At 67.7% G+C, this 21,137-nt stretch carries 16 protein-coding genes; 4 read left to right on the top strand and 12 right to left on the bottom strand.

The genetic code is table 11. The annotated features are described in order from the left end of the window. Positions 1–3: 3 nt before the first annotated feature. Positions 4–1,737, bottom strand: a complete 1,734-nt coding sequence (locus tag HV798_RS26385) for an ABC transporter permease (protein ID WP_175194644.1) — start codon at positions 1,735–1,737, stop codon at positions 4–6. A gap of 126 nt (positions 1,738–1,863) precedes the next feature. After that, entirely contained in the window at positions 1,864–5,802 is a 3,939-nt protein-coding gene (gene hrpA, locus HV798_RS26380; protein ID WP_175194646.1) for an ATP-dependent RNA helicase HrpA, read from the bottom strand. A 136-nt stretch (positions 5,803–5,938) separates the two neighbouring features. On the opposite strand from hrpA, the gene argA reads away from it, so the two are divergent. The 3 genes from argA (at position 5,939) to HV798_RS26365 (ending at position 9,788) form a co-directional block, all read left to right on the top strand. Continuing rightward, a complete protein-coding gene (gene argA, locus HV798_RS26375; RefSeq protein WP_175194648.1) occupies positions 5,939–7,297 on the top strand; it encodes an amino-acid N-acetyltransferase in 1,359 nt (452 codons plus the stop codon). A gap of 97 nt (positions 7,298–7,394) precedes the next feature. Then, entirely contained in the window at positions 7,395–7,667 is a 273-nt protein-coding gene (locus HV798_RS26370) for an oxidative damage protection protein (protein WP_006384045.1), read from the top strand. A 138-nt stretch (positions 7,668–7,805) separates the two neighbouring features. Continuing rightward, positions 7,806–9,788, top strand: a complete 1,983-nt coding sequence (locus tag HV798_RS26365; protein WP_175194651.1) for a phosphocholine-specific phospholipase C — start codon at positions 7,806–7,808, stop codon at positions 9,786–9,788. Between the two features lie 92 nt (positions 9,789–9,880). On the opposite strand, the gene phoU is transcribed toward HV798_RS26365, so the two are convergent. The 5 genes from phoU to HV798_RS26340 all read right to left on the bottom strand — a co-directional run bounded on the left by phoU (position 9,881) and on the right by HV798_RS26340 (position 16,266). Then, positions 9,881–10,612, bottom strand: a complete 732-nt coding sequence (gene phoU, locus HV798_RS26360; RefSeq protein ID WP_025141156.1) for a phosphate signaling complex protein PhoU — start codon at positions 10,610–10,612, stop codon at positions 9,881–9,883. A gap of 160 nt (positions 10,613–10,772) precedes the next feature. Continuing rightward, positions 10,773–11,453, bottom strand: coding sequence for a ribose-5-phosphate isomerase RpiA (gene rpiA / locus HV798_RS26355; protein WP_175194653.1), 681 nt, complete (start codon positions 11,451–11,453; stop codon positions 10,773–10,775). A gap of 41 nt (positions 11,454–11,494) precedes the next feature. Next, a complete protein-coding gene (locus tag HV798_RS26350) occupies positions 11,495–13,159 on the bottom strand; it encodes an isovaleryl-CoA dehydrogenase (protein WP_175194654.1) in 1,665 nt (554 codons plus the stop codon). 73 nt (positions 13,160–13,232) lie between these two features. Further along, positions 13,233–14,762: an amidase gene (locus tag HV798_RS26345; protein WP_175194656.1), complete on the bottom strand. Its 1,530-nt coding sequence runs from the start codon at positions 14,760–14,762 to the stop codon at positions 13,233–13,235. A gap of 103 nt (positions 14,763–14,865) precedes the next feature. After that, on the bottom strand, positions 14,866–16,266 hold the full coding sequence (locus tag HV798_RS26340) for a DNA recombination protein RmuC (protein WP_175194658.1): 1,401 nt from the start codon (positions 16,264–16,266) through the stop codon (positions 14,866–14,868). Between the two features lie 154 nt (positions 16,267–16,420). On the opposite strand from HV798_RS26340, the gene HV798_RS26335 reads away from it, so the two are divergent. Continuing rightward, positions 16,421–17,158: a YrbL family protein gene (locus tag HV798_RS26335; protein ID WP_025141151.1), complete on the top strand. Its 738-nt coding sequence runs from the start codon at positions 16,421–16,423 to the stop codon at positions 17,156–17,158. A gap of 42 nt (positions 17,159–17,200) precedes the next feature. On the opposite strand, the gene HV798_RS26330 is transcribed toward HV798_RS26335, so the two are convergent. The 5 genes from HV798_RS26330 to HV798_RS26310 are packed head-to-tail and all read right to left on the bottom strand — an operon-like array spanning position 17,201 to position 21,134. After that, positions 17,201–17,926, bottom strand: a complete 726-nt coding sequence (locus HV798_RS26330) for a DNA-3-methyladenine glycosylase (RefSeq protein WP_175194660.1) — start codon at positions 17,924–17,926, stop codon at positions 17,201–17,203. Between the two features lie 4 nt (positions 17,927–17,930). Next, positions 17,931–18,287 (bottom strand): Spx/MgsR family RNA polymerase-binding regulatory protein, encoded by a 357-nt coding sequence (locus HV798_RS26325; RefSeq protein WP_175194665.1) that lies wholly within the window; start codon positions 18,285–18,287, stop codon positions 17,931–17,933. Beyond that, the gene (locus HV798_RS26320; protein ID WP_006384055.1) at positions 18,284–19,093 is read right to left on the bottom strand and encodes an ABC transporter permease subunit; all 810 of its coding nucleotides are present in this window, start codon (positions 19,091–19,093) and stop codon (positions 18,284–18,286) included. Before HV798_RS26320 ends, HV798_RS26325 begins: the two co-directional genes overlap by 4 nt. Continuing rightward, a complete protein-coding gene (locus HV798_RS26315) occupies positions 19,090–20,010 on the bottom strand; it encodes an ABC transporter permease subunit (RefSeq protein WP_025141148.1) in 921 nt (306 codons plus the stop codon). Before HV798_RS26315 ends, HV798_RS26320 begins: the two co-directional genes overlap by 4 nt. Next, complete coding sequence (locus HV798_RS26310; RefSeq protein ID WP_025141147.1) at positions 20,007–21,134, bottom strand: ABC transporter ATP-binding protein; 1,128 nt, start codon at positions 21,132–21,134, stop codon at positions 20,007–20,009. Before HV798_RS26310 ends, HV798_RS26315 begins: the two co-directional genes overlap by 4 nt. Positions 21,135–21,137: the final 3 nt, after the last annotated feature.

The raw sequence follows: 21,137 nt of genomic DNA, 5'->3' as shown, positions 1-21,137 counted from the left end.
CTCCTACCGGCCGCGGTCTTCGGCCAGCAAATACAGTTTTCGCCAGAAAAACCGGTTCAACAGCATGACGAAGATGCTCATGACCCCGATGCCGAGCGCGATGCGGTGGAAATCGCCCTGCTCGGTCATCTGCTTGATGTAGCTGCCCAGGCCATCGGCCACCAGCGAGGTATTGCCCCAGGACACGTATTCGGCCACGATGCTGGCGTTCCAGGAGCCGCCGCTGGCCGTGATGGCGCCGGTGATGAAGCTGGGGAAGACCGCCGGCAGGTACACCCGGCGCCACAGCAGCCAGCCCTTCAGGCCCAGGTTGCTGGCCGCCAGACGCAATTCGTTGGGAATGGTCGACGCCCCCGCCACCACGTTGAACAGGATGTACCACTGGGTGCCGAAGATGATCAACGGGCTGAGCCAGATGTTGGGGCTCAGTTTCAGCGCCACCATCACGAACACCACGGCCGGAAACAGCAGGTTGACCGGGAACGCCGCCAGGAACTGCGCCACGGCCTGCACCCGCTGCGAATACTTGGGCCGCAGGCCGATCCAGACGGCAATGGGCACCCAGATGGCCGAGGCCAGGCCGATCAGCACCATCACCCGCACCAGCGTGATGCCGCCCAGGCCCACCACGTGCAGCACTTCGGCCCAGCCCACTTCCGCGTGCACGAAGACCACCAGCTTGTAGGTGGCCAGCAGCGCGCCGGCAGCCAGCAGGGAATCCCAGATGCGGGTCCAGCGCGGGTCCGGGGCCTTGGCGCGGGCGCGGATCGAGGTGCCGTCGTACGACACGCTGAACCAGCCCAGCGCACGGCGCATGCGGGCCCAGAACAGGTTGGACAGGGCCTGCATCCAGCGGCTGCGGCGGGTCCAGTCCAGCAGCCAGGACTGCTGGGCGACGTCGGCCTGCGATTCCTCGAAGCGGAACTTGTCGGCCCAGGCCAGCAGCGGGCGGAAGAACAACTGGTCGTACAGCAGGATGCCGGCCATCATGGCGCCGATGGCCCAGGCGATGGCGGTGCCGTTCTCGGCATCGATGGCCACGGCGATGTATGAGCCGATGCCTGGCAGCTTGATGTCCTGCCCGGCCACCGAAATGGCTTCGGCGGCGACCAGGAAGAACCAGCCGCCGGACATGGACATCATCATGTTCCAGAGCAGGCCCGGCGTGGCGTAGGGCAATTCCAGCCGCCAGAAGCGCTGCCAGCCCGATAGCCGGAAAACGCGGGCGGCCTCGTTCAGTTCGGCCGGCACCGTGCGCATGGACTGGTACAGGCTGAACGCCATGTTCCAGGCCTGCGAGGTGAAGATGGCGAAGATCGCCGCGCATTCCACCCCCAGCAGGTTGCCGGGGAACAGGGCAATGAACGGGGCGATGGCGATGGCCTGGAACCCCAGGATGGGCACCGACTGCAGGATGTCCAGCATCGGGATCATCGCTTTTTCGGCCGTGCGGTACTTGGCGGCGATGGCCGCAAAGACAAAGCTGAACAGCAGCGAGAAGGCCAGCGCCGTGAACATGCGCAGGATGGTGCGCAACAGGTAGTACGGCAGGTAGATCGGGTCCAGCGAGATGGGCAGTTCTTCGCCGACGGCGAAGGGACGGCTCATCTGCGAGGCGCCGTAGGCCATGGCGGCCAGCACCACCAGGACCAGGGGCAGTAGCGCCCAGTCCCAGCGGTTGGGCGAGGAGCGGGACGACGAGGACGGGCGGGTCCGGGTGCTGAAAAGCTCGAACATGTCGGCAATGCTCCAGGGAGCGGCGGGGAAAGGCCCGCGCATTGAAGCATAACCAGATGACGCGTCTCTGAACGGAAAACGACTGAAATCTGTCTGTAATACGGGACGGCTCGCGCCGCCCCGTCATCAGCGTTGCAGGGATTCCCAGCTTTTCATCAGGCGCTTGACCGAAACCGGCATGGGCGTGCGCAATTCTTGCGCAAACAGCGCCACCCGCAGCTCTTCGAGCAGCCAGCGGAATTCGTCCAGGCGGGGGTCGGGCGCCCCCTTCAGGGCCGAGCGCGCCCGCTGGTACTGGGTGAGCAGCGGCGCCATTTCGGCCACCAGCTTGGCATCCCGCCCCGGGTCGGCGCGCAGCTTGTCGATGCGCGCCACCGCCGCCTTCAGGTAGCGCGGGTAGTGGGACAGCTGGGCGTAGGGGGTGTCGCGGATGAACCACTTGGGCATCAGTGCCCCCAGCTGCTGCTGCAGGTCGGCGTAGGCGGACGCGTGCGGCTTGGCCTGCGGCAGCTTGCGCTGCAGGGCCGCGTATTCCGTCAGCACCGTGCCCGCCAGGCGGGCAACCTCCTGCGCCAACAGGCCCAGGCGGCCCTTTCCTTCGGCGCGGCGGGCCTCGAACTGCTGCTCGTTGACTGGCCAGGGCTCGGCCAGGCAGGCCTGGCCCAGGGCGCAGTCGATGATCTGGTCGCGCAGCTCTTCCTGCGTGCCCAGCGTCATGTAGAGCATGCTGATCTTGGTCAGGTCGGCCAGGTTCTTTTCCAGGAACTTGACCTGCTCGCGCAGGCCCAGCCGGAACAGCTTGAGCAGGCCGGCCCGGTGGGCCTTGCGGGCCTCGTCGGGGTCGTCGAACACGTCCAGATCGCAATGCGCGCCCCGATCCACCAGCGCCGGGTAGCCGATGACCGACTGGCCGCGGCGCTTGATCTCGAGGATCTCCGGCAGCGGACCGAACGACCAGGAGGTCAGGTTTTCATGCGCCAGCGCCTGGGCCACCTGGGTGTCGCTGGCCGCCAGCTGCTGGAAGGTGGCCTGGGCCTGCTTGCCGAATTCGGCGCGCAGCTGGGCCAGGTTGCGGCCTGCGGACAACATGCGGCCGTGTTCGTCGACCACCCGGAAGTTCATGAACAGGTGGGCCGGCAGGGTTTCCAGCTTGAAATCGGCCACGGCCGGGCGCACCTGCACCTGGTCCCACATGTCGGCGATCAGGGCGTCGACCAGGCCCATCTGGGGATCGGCCATGCGCTCGAACCAGCGGTCGTAGAAACCGGCAGCGTAATCGGGCAGCGGCACGCAGTGGCGCCGCAGCTTCTGCGGCAAAGACTTGAGCAGCAGGTGCGCCTTTTCCTTGAGCATGCCGGGCACCAGCCATTCGCAGCGCGCCGGGTCGATCTGGTTCAGGGCGAACAGCGGCACCGACAGCGTCACGCCGTCGCGCGGCGAGCCGGGTTCGAAGTGGTAGTCCAGCGCCATCGACACGCCCTGCCACTCGACCTTCTTGGGGAAGACGTCGGTGGTGACCCCGGCGGCCTCATGCCGCATCAGCTCGTCGCGCGTCAGCATCAGCTTGGCCGCGGCGGCCTTGTCCAGGCCGCCCACCCACTTTTCCAGCGTGGCGGTCTGCGAGATGTCGGCCGGCAGTTGACGGTCGTAGAAGGCGTAGATCAGCTCGTCGTCGACCAGGATGTCCGGGCGGCGGGTCTGGTGTTCGAGCTTTTCGATGCCGGCGATCAGCTTGCGGTTGTGGGCCACGAAGGCCAGGCGCGTGTCGATCTCGCCCGGCACCAGCGCCTGGCGGATGAACAGTTCGCGCGCCTCGCGCGGATGCACGCGGCCGTACTGGATGCGCCGACCGGTGTAGATGGTCAGCCCATACAGCGTGGCGCGTTCGTTGGCCACCACCTGGCCGGCCTTCTTTTCCCAGCGCGGGTCCGACCAGTTCTTGCGGATCAGGTGGGCGCCCACCTTTTCCAGCCAGACGGGGTCGATGCGGGCCACGCAGCGCGCGTACAGGCGGGTGGTCTCGACCAGTTCGGCGGCTACGATCCAGCGCCCGGCCTTCTTGACCAGGCGCGAGCCGGGGTGGATATGGAAGCGGATGTCGCGGGCGCCCTGGTAATGGCCGCCCTCGTCGCTCTTGAAGCCGATATTGCCGAGCAGGCCCGACAGCAGCGCCAGGTGCAGCTGTTCGTAGGTGGCTTCGATCTGGTTGACGCGCCAGCCCTGCTCGCCCACCAGCGCGGCCAGCTGGGTATGGACGTCGTGCCATTCGCGCAGCCGGATCGGCGACAGGAAGTTCTGCCGCAAGAGGCCCACCAGCTTGCGCTGCGAGGCCTTGTGCTGGACCTGTTCGCCGTACCAGCGCCACAGCTTCAGGAAGGAAATGAATTCGGACTTGTCGTCGGCGAACTTGGCGTGCGCGGCCTCGGCGGCCTCGCGTTCCTGCATGGGGCGGTCGCGCGCGTCCTGCACCGACAGGGCCGAGGCGATGATCAGCATTTCGGCCAGGCATTGCTGTTCGCGCGCGGCCAGGATCATGCGGCCGATGCGCGGGTCGACCGGCAGCTTGGCCAGTTCGTGGCCCGTCTGGGTCAGCACGAACGAGGCGCCGGTGCGGGTGGCATCGGTATCGTCGTCGGCCGTGGCCAGTTCGATGGCGCCCAGTTCCTGCAGCAAGTGGTAGCCGTCGGCCACCGCCCGCCCCGGCGGGGCCTCGACGAACGGGAACTGCTCGATGTCGTCCAGCTTGAGCGACTTCATCCGCAGGATGACCGAGGCCAGCGACGAGCGCAGCACTTCGGGGTCGGTGAAGGCGGCGCGGGCGTTGAAATCGGTTTCGTCGTAGAGACGGATGCACACGCCCGGACCCACGCGGCCGCAGCGGCCGGCGCGCTGGTTGGCCGAGGCCCGGCTGATGGGCTCGATGCGCAGCTGCTCGACCTTGTTGCGCCACGAATAGCGCTTGATGCGGGCCAGGCCGCTGTCGACCACGAAGCGGATGCCGGGCACGGTCAGCGAGGTTTCGGCCACGTTGGTGGCCAGCACGATGCGCCGCGCGTTGCCGCGCGGATGGAAGATCTGTTCCTGTTCGGCCTGCGACAGGCGCGCGTACAGCGGCAGCACCTCGGTGCCGGCCGGATGGCGTTTGCGCAGGGCCTCGGCCGACTCGCGGATCTCGCGTTCGCCGGGCAGGAACACCAGCACGTCGCCCGGGCCGTGGCGGGCGCATTCGTCCACCGCGTCGACGATGGCGTCGATCAGGTCGCGCTCTTCGTCGCCGGACATGCGTTCGCGGTCGCGCCCGGCCTTGGCGGGCGCTTCGTCTTCGGCGGGTTCTTCCCGCACCGGGCGGTAGCGCAGTTCAACCGGGTACAGCCGGCCCGAGACCTCGATGACCGGCGCGGGCTTGTCTTCGGACGCCGCGAAATGGCGGGCAAAGCGCTCGGCGTCGATGGTGGCCGACGTGATGATGATCTTCAGGTCCGGGCGCCGCGGCAGCAGCTGCTTCAGGTAGCCCAGCAGGAAGTCGATGTTCAGGCTGCGTTCGTGCGCCTCGTCGATGATGATGGTGTCGTAGCGGCGCAAAAGCGGGTCGCGCTGCGACTCGGCCAGCAGGATGCCGTCCGTCATCAGCTTGATGGACGCGTTGGGGCCGGTGCGGTCGTTGAAACGCACCTGGTAGCCCACCACCTCGCCCATCGGCGTGTTCAGCTCTTCGGCGATGCGCTTGGCCACCGACGTCGCGGCCAGCCGGCGCGGCTGGGTATGGCCGATCATCTTCTGGCGGCCGCGGCCCAGTTCCAGGCAGATCTTGGGCAGCTGGGTGGTCTTGCCCGAACCGGTCTCGCCGCTGACGATCACCACCTGGTGGTTGGCGATGGCGCGCGCGATCTCCTGGCGCCGCGCGCTGACGGGCAGGTCTTCGGGGTAGGAAACGGCCGGAATGGGCCGTTCGGGGCGTGGCGCCCGGCGCTCGGCCTGGGCTGCGCCGTCGGCCCGCGGTTTTCCGGGGGCACGGGTCGACCCGTCGGCCGCTTCAGGCGGCCGCGGGCGGGAAGATTCTGGCATGTACGATTTGTCCGGTTAGCTGCCTATTATATAAACGCCCCGCGGTCATATAATTTCGGCACGCCGCCCTTGCGACGGCGCGTTGACGCGGCGCCTTGCCGCGTTGTTGCCACTCTCAGGAATTGCCCCACCCATCATGCCCGACCTGGAACCAGACACCGTCTCCGCCCTTGAAGCCCCTGAATTCGCCCCTGCCCAGTTCGTCCGATGGTTCCGAGATGTGGCGCCCTATGTGCATGCGTTCCGAGGCAAGACCTTCGTGGTGGCGTTTGGCGGTGAATTGGTGCAGGCCGGCGCGCTGAACGCGCTGGTCCAGGACTTGTCGCTGCTGTCCTCGCTGGGCATCCGGCTGGTGCTGGTGCACGGCTCGCGCCCCCAGGTCAACGAACAGCTGCGCCTGAAGGGCTTCACCCAGCAGTTTGACCGCGGCCTGGCGCCCACCGACGCCGCCGCGCTGGAATGCGCCAAGGAAGCCGCCGGCGAGATCCGCCTGGATATCGAGGCCGCCTTCAGCCAGGGCCTGCCCAATACGCCGATGTCGCATGCCCACATCCGTGTCATTTCGGGCAATTTCGTCACCGCCCGCCCCACCGGCGTGCTCGAAGGCGTGGACTACAAGCACACCGGCCAGGTGCGCAAGATCGACGTCGACGCGCTGAAGTTCGCCATCGAAAAAGGCTCGTCGGTCGTGCTGCTGTCGCCGCTGGGCTTCTCGCCCACGGGCGACGCCTTCAACCTGGCCATGGAAGACCTGGCCACCAGCGTGGCCGTGGCGCTGCGCGCCGAAAAGCTGATCTTCCTGTCCAGCGGCCAAGGCGTGCTGAACGAAGACGGCACCGTGGACACCGAACTGGCCCGCGTGGACGCCGACGGCCTGCTGGCCGCCGGTTCGCTGGACGAGGAAACCGGCGCCTACCTGCAATACGCGTCGCTGGCGGTCAAGCGCGGCGTGGCCCGCGCCCACCTGGTGCCCTTCGCGCTGGACGGCAGCGTGCTGCTCGAAATCTTCACCCACGACGGCGTGGGCACCATGGTGGTCGAAGACACCCTGGACGACCTGCGCCCGGCCACCATCGACGACGTCGGCGCCATCCTCAGCCTGATCGAGCCCCTGGAAGCCGACGGCACGCTGGTGCCGCGCCCGCGCAGCGTGGTCGAGCGCGACGTGGAAAACTTCACCGTGCTCGAGCACGACGGCGTGATCTACGGCTGCGCGGCCCTGCACACGTTCGCCGACGAGCAGATGGCCGAAATGGCCTGCCTGATCGTCCACCCCGAATGGCAAGGCTCGGGCGAAGGCGAAATCCTGCTGCGCCACATGGAATCGCGCGCCCGCGCGACCGGCGCCAAGCGCCTGTTCGTGCTGACCACCCGAACCTCGCACTGGTTCATGAAACGCGGCTTCGTGCAGGGCGGCATCACCGACCTGCCGCGCGAAAAGCAGAACCACTACAACCGTTCGCGCAACAGCCTGGTGTTCATCAAGAAGCTGTAACGCCCGGCCCTACCCGCAGGGCCCGAAGGGGCTTGGCGCCGTCCGCGCGCCAAGCCCGCTAAAATGCCCCATTACCTATTCTTTCCGGCAGCGAACCATGGCCCGTACCGTCAACTGTGTGAAATTGAAGCGTGAAGCCGAAGGGCTGGATTTTCCGCCCTACCCCGGCGAACTCGGCACCCGTATCTGGCAGAGCATTTCCAAGGAAGCTTGGGAAGAGTGGAAGCAGGTGCAGACGCGCCTGGTCAACGAAAACCGCCTGAACCTGGCCGACGCCCGCGCTCGCAAGTACCTGCAGCAGCAAATGGAGCGTTTCCTGTTCGAGGACGGCAGCGTCGAAGCCCAGGGCTACGTTCCGCCCTCGGCCTGAGCCCCGCCGCGCCGCCGCGCGCGGCACGCCAGTGAAGCCCCTCGCCTGCGAGGGGCTTCGCGCTTTTGCGGCCCGCCCGGCCGCCCGCCCCCGCACTGGCCTTAAGATTCCGATATCGCAGGCCGTATTAATGCTGTCATGAACGAAGAACCGAGTTCCGCCGCCACGCCCGATCTGCCCCCGGCCATCCGGCGCGCGTTGGGCATCGCCCCCGACCGCAAGCGCGGCACGCTCGACGACGTGCGGCACGTCGTCATCCTGATGCAGGAAAACCGGTCCTTCGACCACTACTTTGGCGCGCTGCCGGGCGTGCGCGGGCTGGCCGACCCGCATCTCGTGCCCACGGCCGCCGGCAACATCCTGACCCAGGCCCATGGCCGCCAGACCCTGCGCCCCTACGCGCTGCACGCCGACTACGCCAGCCACACGCCGGTAGGCTACATCACCCCGCATACCTGGGACGACGCCCAGCGCGCCTGGAACGACGGCCGCATGGACCAGTGGCTGGCCGCCAAGAGCCGCCTGGGCCTGGGCGCCTACCGGCCCCACGAAGTGCCGTTCCAGACCGCGCTGGCCAATGCCTTCACCGTGTGCGATGCGTATCACTGCGCCATCCACGCCGGTACCAACCCGAACCGGCTGTTCCTGTGGACCGGCACCAACGATCCGCTGGGACGCGCGGGCGGCCCCGCGCTGGTCAATACGTTCGACCGCCTGGGGCCGGCCGACCAGGGCTACGGCTGGACCACCTACCCCGAACGCCTCCAGGCCGCCGGCATCGACTGGCGCATCTACCAGGACATGGCGGACAACTTCCACGACAACCCGCTGGCGGGCTTTCGGCAATACCGCCGCCAGCATGCCAGCACGGCCGCCGACGCCCCGCTGCGCGACCGCGCCCTGTCGACCCATACCCTGGATGACCTGGCGCGCGACGTGGACCAGGGGACGCTGCCGCAGGTGTCGTGGATCATCGCCCCCACCACCGATTCCGAGCATCCGGAAGTCTCGTCGCCGCGCCAGGGGGGCGCCTATACCGAACGGGTGCTGGATATCCTGACGCGCAACCCCGCCGTCTGGAGCGGCTGCGTGTTCCTGGTCACCTACGACGAAAACGACTGTTTCTTCGACCACATGCCGCCGCCCGCGCCCCCGGCCCGCCCCCAGGGCGGCCAGGCGGGCAGCCACTCGGGCGGCCTGTCAACGGTGGAACTGGACGGCGAATACCACGACGCCCGCCACGGCCCCAGCGCCGGCACCCCCGACGATCCTCCCGCCCTGCACGGCCGCGGCTTCGGCATGGGCCCGCGCGTGCCGATGCTGGTGGTGTCGCCCTGGAGCCGGGGCGGCTGGGTCAATTCGCAGGTGTTCGACCACACCTCGGTGATCCGCTTCCTGGAGGCCCGCTTTGGCGTGCCCGAACCCAACATCAGCGCCTGGCGCCGCGCCGTGGCCGGCGACCTGACGTCGGCCTTCGACTTCGTGGGCGACCGCGGTTCGCTGCACGCCGACAGCATCCGCCACGCCTGCGCCCTGCCCTACGCGCTGGAGGCCGTGGGCCGCATGACGGCCGACGGCGAGCACTACCGCCTGACCTTCCGCAACCCCGGCACCGCGGGCGCCGTGCTGCACGTGTACGACCGCCTGGCGCTGGACCGCGCCCCGCGCCGCTACACCATCGGCGCAGGCGCGCGGCTGGACGACGGCTGGCGTCTGGACGCCCATGGGGCCTACGATCTTTGGCTGCTGGGCCCGGATGGCTTTCATCGCCAGTTCCGCGGCGACGCGCGCGACGCCGGCCTGCTGGAAACGCAATTGGTGCCGGTGACCTCGGGCGTACGCCTGCGCCTGATCAACCACGGCGAACACCACCAGCCCGTGCTGATCGAGTCGCGCATGGGTGACGGTTGGCGCGCCATGGCGCACGTACAGGCCGGCGGCGCACTGGAACTGAAATACGCCGGCTGCGAAGGCTGGTACGACCTGGAAGTGACCGCGCAGGCCCTGCCCGCCTTCGGCCGCCGCCTGGCGGGACGGATCAACCCCGGCAAGTCCGGCGTGCCCGACCCGCGGCTGTGCCAGGGCGCCGCACTGCCCTCGGCGGCCGCTGCCAGCCTGTAACGCCTACGCCCCCCAAATAAAAAACCCCAAGACGCCAGCGCGCTTGGGGTTTTTTCTTGCCTTGCCGGCCTGCGGCAGGGCGTTGGCGCAGATCAGGAATCCTGCGATTCGGCCGGCGTGTCTTCTTCGCCGCGCGCCAGGCGCTCGGTGTTCTTCACGCCGGTATGGCGCACGTCGGCGCCCTTGACCATGTAGATCACGCGTTCGGACATGTTCTTGGCGTGGTCGCCAATGCGTTCCAGGGCGCGGGCAATGAAGATCATGTCGATGGCGCGCGAAATGGTGCGCGGGTCTTCGATCATGTAGGTGATCAGGTGGCGCAACGCGCCCTTCCATTCCTTGTCGACTTCCTTGTCGCTGCGCACGACGGCGGCGGCCAGGATCGGGTCGAGGCGGGCGAAAGCGTCCAGGGCCTGGTGCAGCATGGTGCGCACGTTGGAGGCCATGTGGCGCAGTTCGATCACCGGAATGTGCGGCATGTCGGCTTCGTGGATGCGGCGGGCCACGGTGGCCACTTTCTCGGCCTCGTCGCCCGAGCGTTCCATGTCGGTCAGCATCTTGGACACGGCCATCAGCATGCGCAGGTCGATGGCGGTGGGCTGGTGGCGGGCCAGGATGCGGCTGATGCTTTCGTCGATCTCCACTTCGTGGCGATTGACTTCCTTTTCGCGCTCGCGCACTTTTTCAACCAGCGTCAGATCGCCGCTGGCCAGCGCGTCGATGGCCTCCTGGATCATGGCTTCGACCACGCCGCCCATTTGCAAGAACTGCGAACGGACGCTTTCCAGATCAGCGTCGAACTGCTTGTTTGTATGCTCCGTCATCCGGGCTCCCTGCGTGGTTGATCTCATTGCATTGCCCCGATATGAAAGAGTTTCTCGAGATGGGCCTGCACAACCGGCAAGGTTATGACCCAAGTGTGACAGGATTATGAATCGCGGCTCCGCCCCCGGCAAGCGCGGGCGGAGCGCACCGGCCGCGCGCTCAGGCGCGGCGGTCCAGGCGGCGGATGCCGCTTTGCGTGGCCAGCAGCGCCACGTCGGCGCCGGCGATGGCGAACAGGCCGACGGTCACGACGCCCGCCAGGTTGTTGATGCGGGCTTCCAGGCCCGGCGCGTCGGTGATCGACAGGCCGGCGACGTCCAGGATGATGTTGCCGTTATCGGTGACGAAACCCTCGCGCAGGCGCGGCTGGCCGCCCAGCGCGACCATGGCGCGGGCCACGGATTCGCGCGCCATCGGAATGACTTCGATCGGCAGCGGGAACTTGCCCAGCACCTGCACCAGCTTGGATTCGTCGACGATGCAGACGAAGCGCTCGGCCACCGAGGCCACGATCTTTTCGCGCGTCTGCGCGCCGCCGCCGCCCTTGATCATGTGCAGGTTGGCGTCGATTTCGTCGGCGCCGTCCACGTACAGGGGCATGGAGGTCACGTCGTTCAGGTCCAGCACCTTCAGGCCGTGGCCCGCCAGGCGCGCCGCGCTGCGTTCGGAACTGGCGACCGTGCCACCGATACGGCCCTTGAAACGCGCCAGGCCGTCAATGAAAAGATCGGCCGTGGAGCCGGTGCCCACGCCGATGATGACATCGGGGCCGGCGACCTGTTCAACGAGTTCCAGGGCCGCGTCGGCGGCTTGCTGCTTGAGTTCTTGCTGGGTGAGCATGGCGGGAAAAAATGCGATTCAGGTGAGTAGAGCGGGGAAATTTAGCATGCGGCCGCGGCCGGCCACGCCCGCGCCAGGATCGCCGCCACGTCGGCGCCCCCCGCCAGCTCGCCGAAGACGCCACCCATGGCGCCCAGGCGGTTGACGACGAAGCCCTGCGCCACGGCCTGGGGCGCGTGTTGGATCAACAGCGCAGCCTGCCACAGCCGCGCCAGGCCGCTGGCGATGCGGCGGGCCTGGAACTCGGCCTGGGCCGGGTCCGCCAGCAGCGCGCGCCAGGCCGCCAGCGCGGCATCGAACTCGCGGTACTGGCCGCTAGCGGGCGCGAATTCGGCTTCCAGCGCCGGCAACGCCTCGGGTTCGCGCTGCAGCGCCCGCAGCACGTCCAGCGCCATCACGTTGCCCGAGCCTTCCCAGATGGAATTGACCGGGGTTTCGCGATACAGGCGCGGCATCGGCCCTTCTTCCACATAGCCGTTGCCGCCCCAGGCCTCCATGCATTCGGCCACCGCCGCGATGGCCCGCTTGCACACCCACAGCTTCGCGGCCGGCGTGCCCACGCGCGCCAATGCGCGCGCTGCAGCGTCGCCGCGCTCGTCCACCGCCCGCGCCAGCCGCAGCGCCAGCGCCTGCGCGGCCTCGGCTTCCAGCGCCAGGTCGGCCAGCACGTTGCGCATCAGCGGCTGCGCCAGCAGCGGCTTGCCGAAGGCCTGTCGGTGGCCCGCATGGTGCAGCGACTGCACCACGGCCTGACGCAGCAGCGCGGCGCTGCCCAGCACGCAATCGAGCCGTGTGGTCGCAGCCATTTCCAGCAGCACCGCCAGGCCGCGCCCGGGTTCGCCCACCATGGCGCCCCAGGCGTCTTCGAACTCGACCTCGGCGCTGGCGTTGCTGTGGTTGCCCAGCTTGTCCTTCAGGCGCCGGATGCGGATGGCGTTGCGCGGCCCGCCCGGAATCCAGCGCGGCACGAAAAAGCAGCTGAGTCCGGCGTCCGTCTGCGCCAGCACGAGGTGCGCGTCGGCCTGCGGCACCGAAAAGAACCACTTGTGCCCGACGATGCGGTACGCGCAGCCGCGGCCAGCCGGACCGAGCGGTTCGGCCCGGGTGGTGACGGCGCGCAGATCCGAGCCGCCTTGCTTCTCGGTCAGCCCCATGCCGATCAGGGCGCCCCGCTTGCCGGCCAGCGGCGCGTCGGCGCCATCGAATTCGCGCGAGAACAGCACTGGCAGCCAGTCGCCGCCGTAATCGACCACGCCCGCCGGTTCGCGCTGCAACAGCGGCACGGCGGCAAAGGTCATGGTGGTGGGACACAGCGTGCCAGCCTCGACCTGGCCCTGCATCAGGTACGCCGCCGCGCGCGCCACCTGCGCGCCCGGCACCGGTTGCGCCCAGGCCCGGCTGTGCAGGCCGCGCGCGGCGATGCCGCTCATCAGCAGTTGCCAGGCCGGATGGAATTGCACATGGTCGATGCGATGGCCGCTGCGGTCGTAGGCCTGGAGCCGCGGCGGACAGCGGTTGGCCTCGGCGCCTGCGGCCAGCGTCTGGGCGCGGCCCAACCAGGCGCCATGCGCGGCCAGGTCGCCGGCCCAGGCGCCCGCACCCTCGCGCTGCGCGGCGTCACGCAGCGCCGGATCGGTCTCGTACAACGAATAGTCTTCCAGGGGCGGAACCTGGTTCAGCACAGTGTGGGTCGCGAACGAAGTCATGCTGGCTCCCGGCGATGCGTTGATGCGCCGCGCGCGATGGGCGCGCGGCGTTGCCCTGCCCGGCGCCCCCAGCCTATCTGGCGATGGGCGCCACCCGCTGCCACGGCCGCAGGGCTTCGACCTGGGCGGCCAGTTCCAGCAGCCAGGCCTCGCTGCCCAACGGCCCCATGACCTGGATGCCGATGGGCAGGCCGTCGGCCGACAGGCCGAATGGAATGGAAATCGCCGGCATTCCCGTCAGGTTGGCCAGCGGCGCGAAGGGGGAATAGCCGATCACGCCCTTCTTGCCCAGACGGTAGGCCAGGTAGTCGGCATTGTCCATGGCGTAGCGGCCGATGGGCGCGGGCAATTGCGCCAGCACCGGCGACAGGAACAGGTCGTGGCCCTGCGCGCCGTCGCGATGCAGGAAGCGGCCGATGCGCCGCGTGATCTCGTGGCAGGCATCCACGCAAGCCACGTACTGCGCGCCGGAGATGGCGCGCGCATACTCGCGTGCGCCCAGCGTGGTGGGCTGCAATTCGTCGGCGGCCAGGCGGCGGTTGCGGGCGCCGACGAAGCTGTCGATGGCATTGGCCGCGGCGCTGGCGATCAGCGGCAGCATGGGCGACAGCACTTCCTCGGACCCCACGGGCGGCGCAGCCGTGACGAGTTCGTGGCCCAGGCCGGCGAAGAACCGCGCGGCCTCTTCGACGGCGGCCGCGACTTCCGGGTCGATCGCCGCGCCTTCATAGGTGGTACTGATATAGGCGATGCGGCGGCGCGGCGCGCTGGCCGGGTCGGCGCCCACGCGCGAGACGATGTCCAGATAGCTGTCCTGCGGCTTGGCGGGCGACGCATACGGCGCGCCCACGTCGGCGCCGGCACTGATGTCGAGCGAGGCGGCGCAATCGCGCACCGACAGCGTCATCATGTGCTCGGTGGCCAGGCCGCCCCAGCCTTCGCCCTTGAGCGGGCCCAGCGGCATCATGCCGCGCGAGGGCTTCAGGCCCAGCACGCCGCAACACGAGGCCGGAATGCGGATGGAGCCGCCGCCATCGCTACCGTGCGCGATGCGCACCATGCCGCTGGCCAGCGCCGCCCCCGCGCCGCCGCTGGAACCGCCGGCGCTATGTCCGGTCTTCCAGGGGTTCTGCGTAGGCGCGCCGTAGACGGGCGATTCGGTGGTGGGGCTCAGGCCGAGTTCCGCGCTGGTGGTGCGGCCGAACGGAATGAGGCCGGCGCGGCGGTAGCGCTTGACGATGTCGGCATCGACCGACCATTCGACCTGGCCATACAGCACCGACCCCATCATGCTGGGCAGGCCCAGGGCAGCGGTGCCCAGATCCTTGAGCAAGGTGGGTACGCCCAGGAAGGGGCGTTCACGCAGCAATGCCAGCCGTTGGGCAGACGTCAGGGCGGCCAGTTCCTGGTCCAGCGCTCGGGCCAGGTCCAGCCCCAGTTCGGCCTGCACGCCGCAGGCCGCATTGATCACGGGGTTGCGCGCCGCCACCCTTTCCACGGCTTGCTGCATCGCGGCAAGCGCGGTCGTGGCTCCCTGGGCGATATCGGCGCCCAGCGCCATCGCGTCGAAGGAAGAGGAATCAAGTCGGTCAGCGGTGCCCATGCTTACGATGCTCCAGATATCGACGGCGAATTGCCGCAATGATGAGGATATCGACAGACCGCCCCGGTCACAAGCGTGGACGGGGTCGGATCAGGCGCCGGGATCAGTTCGCAGGCGGCGACGTGGCGCCGACTTCGCCCTCGGCATCGCTGCCGGGTTCGGCATCCGCCGCATCCAGCCCCTCGCCGCCCAGCAGGCGCTGCGCATCCGCTTCCGGCAGCGCCTCGACGCTTTTCAGGTTGCGCAGCATGGCGCGGGTGCGCACCTCGGTCTGGCCGATCTTGCTGCTGGCGGTGTCCAGCGTCTTCTTGACGCCGGCCAGCGCGTCGCCGAACTTGCCGAATTCCGTCTTGACCGCGCGCAGCACCTGCCAGACCTCGGACGAACGCTGCTCGATGGCCAGCGTGCGAAAGCCCATCTGCAGGCTGTTCAAAAGCGCCGCCAGGTTGCTGGGCCCGGCCACGTTGATGCGCAGATCGTGCAGGCGGTCCAGCAGCCCGGGACGCCGCAGCACTTCGGCATACAGGCTTTCGGTGGGCAGGAACATGATGGCGAAATCGGTGGTGTGCGGCGGCGCCACGTACTTGGACGCGATCAGGCGCGCCTGCACCTCGACAGCCTTGCCCAGCGCGGCGCCCGCCGCCTTGACGCCCTCGACGTCGGCGGCGTCCTGCGCATCCATCAGGCGTTCGTACTCTTCCTTGGGAAACTTGGCGTCGATGGGCAGCCAGACCGGCGCGCCGCCGTCGCCGCGGCCCGGCAGGCGGATGGCGAATTCCACCACCGCGTCGCTGCCCGGCACCGGCTTGATGTTGCTGGCGTACTGCTCGGGCGTCATGTTGTCTTCGATCAGCCGTGCCAGTTGCACTTCGCCCCAGGTGCCACGCGACTTGACGTTGGTCAGCACCCGTTTCAGGTCGCCCACGCCGGCAGCCAGCGCCTGCATTTCGCCCAGGCCCTTGTGCACGGCTTCCAGGCGGTCCGAGACCTGCTTGAACGATTCGCCCAGGCGTTGCTCCAGCGTGGCATGGAGCTTTTCGTCCACCGTGCGGCGCATTTCATCGAGCTTGGTGCTGTTGTCTGCCTGCAACGCCTGCAGGCGCTGGTCCACCGTCGTGCGCACTTCCATCAGGCGGCGCTCGTTGATCTGGATCAGTCCCTGCAATTGCTCGCCGAAACCCGTGGCGAAACGGCCCAGCGAGTCGGCGGATTCGGCGCGGGCCGCCTGGGCGTCGCGGTTCAGCGCGGCGCGCAGGTCGCCGTGGGACTGGGCCAATTCCTGGCGCAGCGCACGGGTGGATTCCGCGAATTCGGTGCGCAAGCCGCGCTGGCCCTCGGCGATATCGGCGCGCAAGGCCCGTTCTGTGCGCTCCAACCCGTCCAGCAGCGCATCCAGGCGGCCATCGTGGCTGGGACGCGACAGCCACGCCATCAGGGCGGCCAGGCAGGCCAGCACCGCGCCACCGGCGGCAATCCACAGCAAAACATCATTGGACAAGGTCATTCCCCACGCCGCACCCACGGCGGCTGCCTGAAATTATAGGGCCGCATCCCTGCCCCCTGTAGCCATCCGAAACGACTTGGCCGATCCAACGCAAGACCAATGGCAAGCAACGGCATTAAACTGTTAACAACACAGATAAAAACCTTAAAAAGAGTTGAATACCGCTGATCTCCCCACATCCTGTCCGGCCACCGTCGACTTCGGCTCCGTCTTCGGACCCTTGAATCTCAATGACGAGACACCCGTCGCCATCGGCGGTGACCGCCATATCTTCCAGCACCCCCATGCGCCTTCGCTGCTGGTCAAGGTGATGGACATGCAGGCGCGCGCCGTCTACCTGGAAGCGCGCCCCTTCAAGCGCTGGTACAAGCAGTACCAGCGCGAAAGCGCCTACCGCGTCTACCTGAACGAATTCACCGAATACGTCACCACCACCACGCGTCCGTCCGGCGTGTGGCAGGTGCCGATGGCGCGCATCGTCGGCGTGGCCCAGACCACGCTGGGCCTGGGCCTGCTGGTCGAAAAGATCACCGATGGCCAGGGCAATATCGCCCCCACAGTGGCCGACCTGGCGCGCCAGGGCAAGATGGACGCGGACCTGTCCGCGCAACTGGATGAGTTCGTCGAAGATCTGGCCGATGCACACGTCGTGCTGCATGACCTGTCGGCCAGCAATATCGCCTGTGGCCAGAATGCGGACGGCAAGGCCGGGCTGTTCCTGATCGACGGCTTCGGCGTGCTGCCGCTGGTGCCGGTGTATGCCTGGAGCAAACGGCTGAACCGCAAGCGCATCCAGCGCAAATATGCCGACATGCGCGCCGCCATGGCGCGGCGGGCCCGCGAAGCCGCCCTCCGGGCGGCCGCCCAGGACGGCTCGCAAGCGCAGGTCTGACGACCCGTATCGAAACGCCCCCCGCGCCGCGAAGCGCCCGGTTCAGGGCGCGTGCGGCAGCAGCGTCCCGTCGCGATCCACCCATTGGTAATCACGCCCCGCCACCTGCCCCCGCCGTAGCGGGTTGCGGGTGCAGAAGGCCGCGTAGGCCGGATCGACGTAGCGGTATTCCAGGTGTTCGTCGCGCCCCGGCGGTATGCCCAGCCGGGTGGTGCTGATGAGCGCCGCGGGCGCCTGGCCCACGTCTTCGACATACAGCGCTTGCGGATCGAAACGGCGCGCGTCCCAGTCCGGCACCTTCAGGCCCAACGCCCGGCACAGCAGCGTCTGGCCCGAACACAGCCTGGCCGGCGGCCGCGGTTGCCCCTGGGCGTCGGGGTTCAGTTGCTGCATGCGGGCCAACGCCTCGGGGCCGGACAGCGCGTCGGACCAAGGGTAGGCGGACTTGATCAGCACGGCGTTGCCGGGCCCGGCGGCGCTGAAATTGAGCGAATCGCCGCCGCGCGCGTAATACATGTAGACCACGCCCCCGTCCATGAACAGGGCGCGGCGCTTGTGCGTGTAGCCCAGCGACGCGTGGCTGCCCTTTTCTTCCAGATAGTAGGCTTCGGTTTCGATGATGCGGGCCGACAGCCACAGGCCGTCGACCCGGTGGCGCACCACCTTGCCCAGCAGGTCGCGCGCAAGCGTGCGGGCGTCGCGATTGAAAAAGGCATCGGGCAGCGCGTTGCCCGCGCGGCGCGATGCCTGGTTGGCCGAGGGGGCCACGGCGTCAGGCGAAACGTTCGCCGTAGCGCTTTTCGCTGAAGCCGACGCCGACCTCGCCATCGGGCGTGACGGTGACTGGCCGGCGCACCAGTGCGGGGAACTCGGCGATCAGCTGGGTCCATTGCGCATCGGTGGCGGGGGTCTTGCGGTCATCGGGCAGGTTGCGCCAGGTCATCGAGGCCCGGTTGACCAGTTTTTCCCAGCCGCCGACCTTGCCGGACCAGGCCTTCAGGGTCGCGGCAGGCACAGGATGGTCGCGGTAGTCGATGAACTGGTGGTCGACGCCGTGCTCGGTCAGCCAATCGCGCGCCTTGACGCAGGTGCTGCACTTGGTCAGGCCATACAGGGTGGTTTGCTTCATTTGGGTTCGGACTCCTTGCGCCATTGCATGCGGTTGGCCAGGATCACGCAGGTGCCCACCGCCAGGATGAACAGGGTGGCCAACGCATTGATCTCGGGTTTCAGGCCCAGCCGCACGCGCGAGAACACTTCCATCGGCAGCGTGCTGGAACTGGGGCCGGACAGGAACGACGCCAGCACGACGTCGTCCAGCGACAGGGTGAACGACAGCAGCCAGGCCGAGGCCAGCGCCGGTGCGATCAGCGGCAGCGTGATCTTGAAGAACACGGTGATGGGCGTGGCGCCCAGGTCCAGCGCGGCTTCTTCCAGCGAGCGGTCCAGGTCGCGGATGCGGGTCTGGATGACCACCGCCACGAAGGCCATGCACAGGGTCACGTGGCCCACCCAGATCGTGAAGATGCCGTTTTCGGCGGGCCAGCCCAGATGGCCGCGCAGTTCCACGAACATCAAGAGCAGCGAGATGCCCAGCACCACTTCGGGGATGACCAGCGGCGCGCTGAGCATGCCCACGTACAGCGCGAAGCCGCGGAACCTGCCCATGCGCCCCAGCACGTAGCCCGCCCAGGTGCCGATGATGACGGCAGCCGTGGCGGTCATGGCGGCGATGCGGAACGACAGCCAGGCCGCGCGCAGCAGCGCATCGTCGTTGAACAGCGAGTGATACCAGCGGAACGAGAAACCGGTCCAGGACGTGACGGCGGGCGACTCGTTGAACGAGAACACCATCAGGCTGATGATGGGCACGTACAGGAAGAAGTAGCCCAGCCCCAGCACGACGGCGCGCAAAGTCTTGTTGGGACCGTTCATTTGCGGCCTCCGGTCGCCAGTTCCTGCTGCTTGACCTGGTTGTACTGGAACAGCGCCAGGGGCACCAGCAGCAACAGCACCATCACGCAGGTCACCGCCGAGGCCATCGGCCAGTCGGTGTTGTTGAAGAACTCGTTCCACATGACCCGGCCCATCATCAGCGTATTGGCGCCCCCCAGCATTTCAGGAATGACGTATTCGCCGACCGCCGGAATGAACACCAGCATGGCGCCGGCAATGACGCCCTGGCGCGACAGCGGCACGGTGATCTGCCAGAACGCCTGCCAGGGCTTGGCGCCCAGGTCGTAGGCGGCTTCCAGCAGGCGCAAGTCCATCTTCACCAGCGTGGCGTACAAAGGCAGGATGAAGAACGGCAGATACGCATAGACCATGCCGATGTACACCGCCAGGTCGGTTCGATAGATTTCGAGCGGGCTGGAAATGATGCCCAGCCATTGCAGGAAATTGTTCAAGAGACCGTCGTTGCGCAGAATGCCGACCCAGGCATACACCCGCAGCAGCAGCGAGGTCCAGAACGGCAGGATCACGCCCAGCAGCAGCAGGTTGCGCACGCCGGGCGACGAACGCGCGATGTAGTACGCGATGGGATAGCCGATCAGCACGCAGGCCAGCGTGGTGATGGCGGCGATCTTGACCGAGCTGAGGTAGGTGGCGAAATACAGGCTGTCGGTGAACAGCAGGATGTAGCCGCGCAGGTGCAGGCTGAACTGCACCGCTTCGTCCTTGAATTCCGCCAGCGACGTGTACGGCGGAATGCCGAACTTGAGTTCGGCGAAGCTGATCTTGAACACCAGCAGGAAGGGCACCAGCAGGAACAGCACCAGCCAGGCGAACGGCGGCACCACCGCCAGCGTCCGGCCCGAGGGCAGCCAGTCGCGGGGCGAAAAACGGATCATGACGCCAGCACCGTCGCGCTGTCGGCGTCCCAGCTGACGAAGATTTCTTCGTCGATGCCCGGGGCGTCCATTTGCGCCAGCAGCAGGCTGGGCACGCTGGCCTCGACCATGGCGCCGGAATCCAGGCGGATCTGGTAGAGCGCGTAGCTGCCCATCCAGGCCATGTGGCTGACCATGCCGTGGGCCCAGTTGTAGTCGCCGTCGGGCTGACCGCGCGACACCACCATGCGCTCGGGGCGGATGGAAACGTGCACGTCCATGCCCAGCGGTTCGCTGACGCCGTGGCTGACGTACAGCGGCCGGCTCAGTTCGGGGCTTTCGATGGCGACGTGGTCGGGTTCGTCGACCACGATGGTGCCGGTGAACATGTTGGTCGAGCCGATGAAGCTGGCCACGAAGCGCGAGTTCGGGAAGGCGTAGACGTCTTGCGGCGTGCCGCATTGGACGATCTGGCCTTCGGTCATGACGGCCAGGCGGTGGGCCATGGTCATGGCTTCTTCCTGGTCGTGCGTGACCATGATGCAGGTCACGCCGACCTGTTCCAGGATCTTGACCAGTTCGATCTGGGTCTTCTGGCGGATCTGCTTGTCCAGCGCCGACATGGGCTCGTCAAGCAGCAACAGCTTGGGCCGCTTGACCAGGCTGCGCGCCAGCGCCACGCGCTGCTGCTGGCCGCCGGACAGCTGGTTGGGCTTGCGGCGCGAATAGCCCGCCATCTGGACCAGGTCCAGCGCCTCGAACACGCGGTCGTGGATTTCGGCGCGGTCCACGCCTTCCTGCTTCAGGCCGAAGGCCACGTTGGCCTCGACCGTCATGTGCGGGAACAGCGCGTACGACTGGAACATCATGTTCACGGGCCGGCGGTAAGGCGGCACGCTGGTGATGTCTTCGCCGTCGAGCAGGATCTGGCCGGAGGTGGCTTCCTCGAAGCCGGCCAGCATCCGCAGCAAGGTCGACTTGCCGCTGCCGGAGCTGCCCAGCAACGCGAAAATCTCGTTGCGCTTGACCGAAAGATTGACGGAACGAACGGCGACCACATCGCCAAAGATCTTTACTACATCGGCCACCCGGACGAATTCGTCCGGGTCAGCCGAATGCGGCGCCGGGTAACGGCTATCGGTCATGAT

The sequence above is a fragment of the Achromobacter deleyi genome, from assembly GCF_902859705.1.
Taxonomy (GTDB): Bacteria; Pseudomonadota; Gammaproteobacteria; order Burkholderiales; family Burkholderiaceae_B; genus Achromobacter; species Achromobacter deleyi.
The sequence above is the reverse complement of the archived record's forward strand: the minus strand, read 5'-3'. Positions and strand labels throughout refer to the sequence as shown.

Bases quoted from the DNA above. Each gene is read 5' to 3' on its own strand.
- HV798_RS26345 (WP_175194656.1), bottom strand. From the start codon at position 14,762: ATGGGCACCGCTGACCGACTTGATTCCTCTTCCTTCGACGCGATGGCG.
- HV798_RS26320 (WP_006384055.1), bottom strand. From the start codon at position 19,093: ATGAACGGTCCCAACAAGACTTTGCGCGCCGTCGTGCTGGGGCTGGGC.
- HV798_RS26340 (WP_175194658.1), bottom strand. From the start codon at position 16,266: ATGACCTTGTCCAATGATGTTTTGCTGTGGATTGCCGCCGGTGGCGCG.
- HV798_RS26365 (WP_175194651.1), top strand. From the start codon at position 7,806: ATGAACGAAGAACCGAGTTCCGCCGCCACGCCCGATCTGCCCCCGGCC.
- HV798_RS26325 (WP_175194665.1), bottom strand. From the start codon at position 18,287: ATGAAGCAAACCACCCTGTATGGCCTGACCAAGTGCAGCACCTGCGTC.
- phoU (WP_025141156.1), bottom strand. From the start codon at position 10,612: ATGACGGAGCATACAAACAAGCAGTTCGACGCTGATCTGGAAAGCGTC.
- argA (WP_175194648.1), top strand. From the start codon at position 5,939: ATGCCCGACCTGGAACCAGACACCGTCTCCGCCCTTGAAGCCCCTGAA.
- HV798_RS26315 (WP_025141148.1), bottom strand. From the start codon at position 20,010: ATGATCCGTTTTTCGCCCCGCGACTGGCTGCCCTCGGGCCGGACGCTG.
- HV798_RS26385 (WP_175194644.1), bottom strand. From the start codon at position 1,737: ATGTTCGAGCTTTTCAGCACCCGGACCCGCCCGTCCTCGTCGTCCCGC.
- rpiA (WP_175194653.1), bottom strand. From the start codon at position 11,453: ATGCTCACCCAGCAAGAACTCAAGCAGCAAGCCGCCGACGCGGCCCTG.
- hrpA (WP_175194646.1), bottom strand. From the start codon at position 5,802: ATGCCAGAATCTTCCCGCCCGCGGCCGCCTGAAGCGGCCGACGGGTCG.
- HV798_RS26370 (WP_006384045.1), top strand. From the start codon at position 7,395: ATGGCCCGTACCGTCAACTGTGTGAAATTGAAGCGTGAAGCCGAAGGG.
- HV798_RS26350 (WP_175194654.1), bottom strand. From the start codon at position 13,159: ATGACTTCGTTCGCGACCCACACTGTGCTGAACCAGGTTCCGCCCCTG.
- HV798_RS26310 (WP_025141147.1), bottom strand. From the start codon at position 21,134: ATGACCGATAGCCGTTACCCGGCGCCGCATTCGGCTGACCCGGACGAA.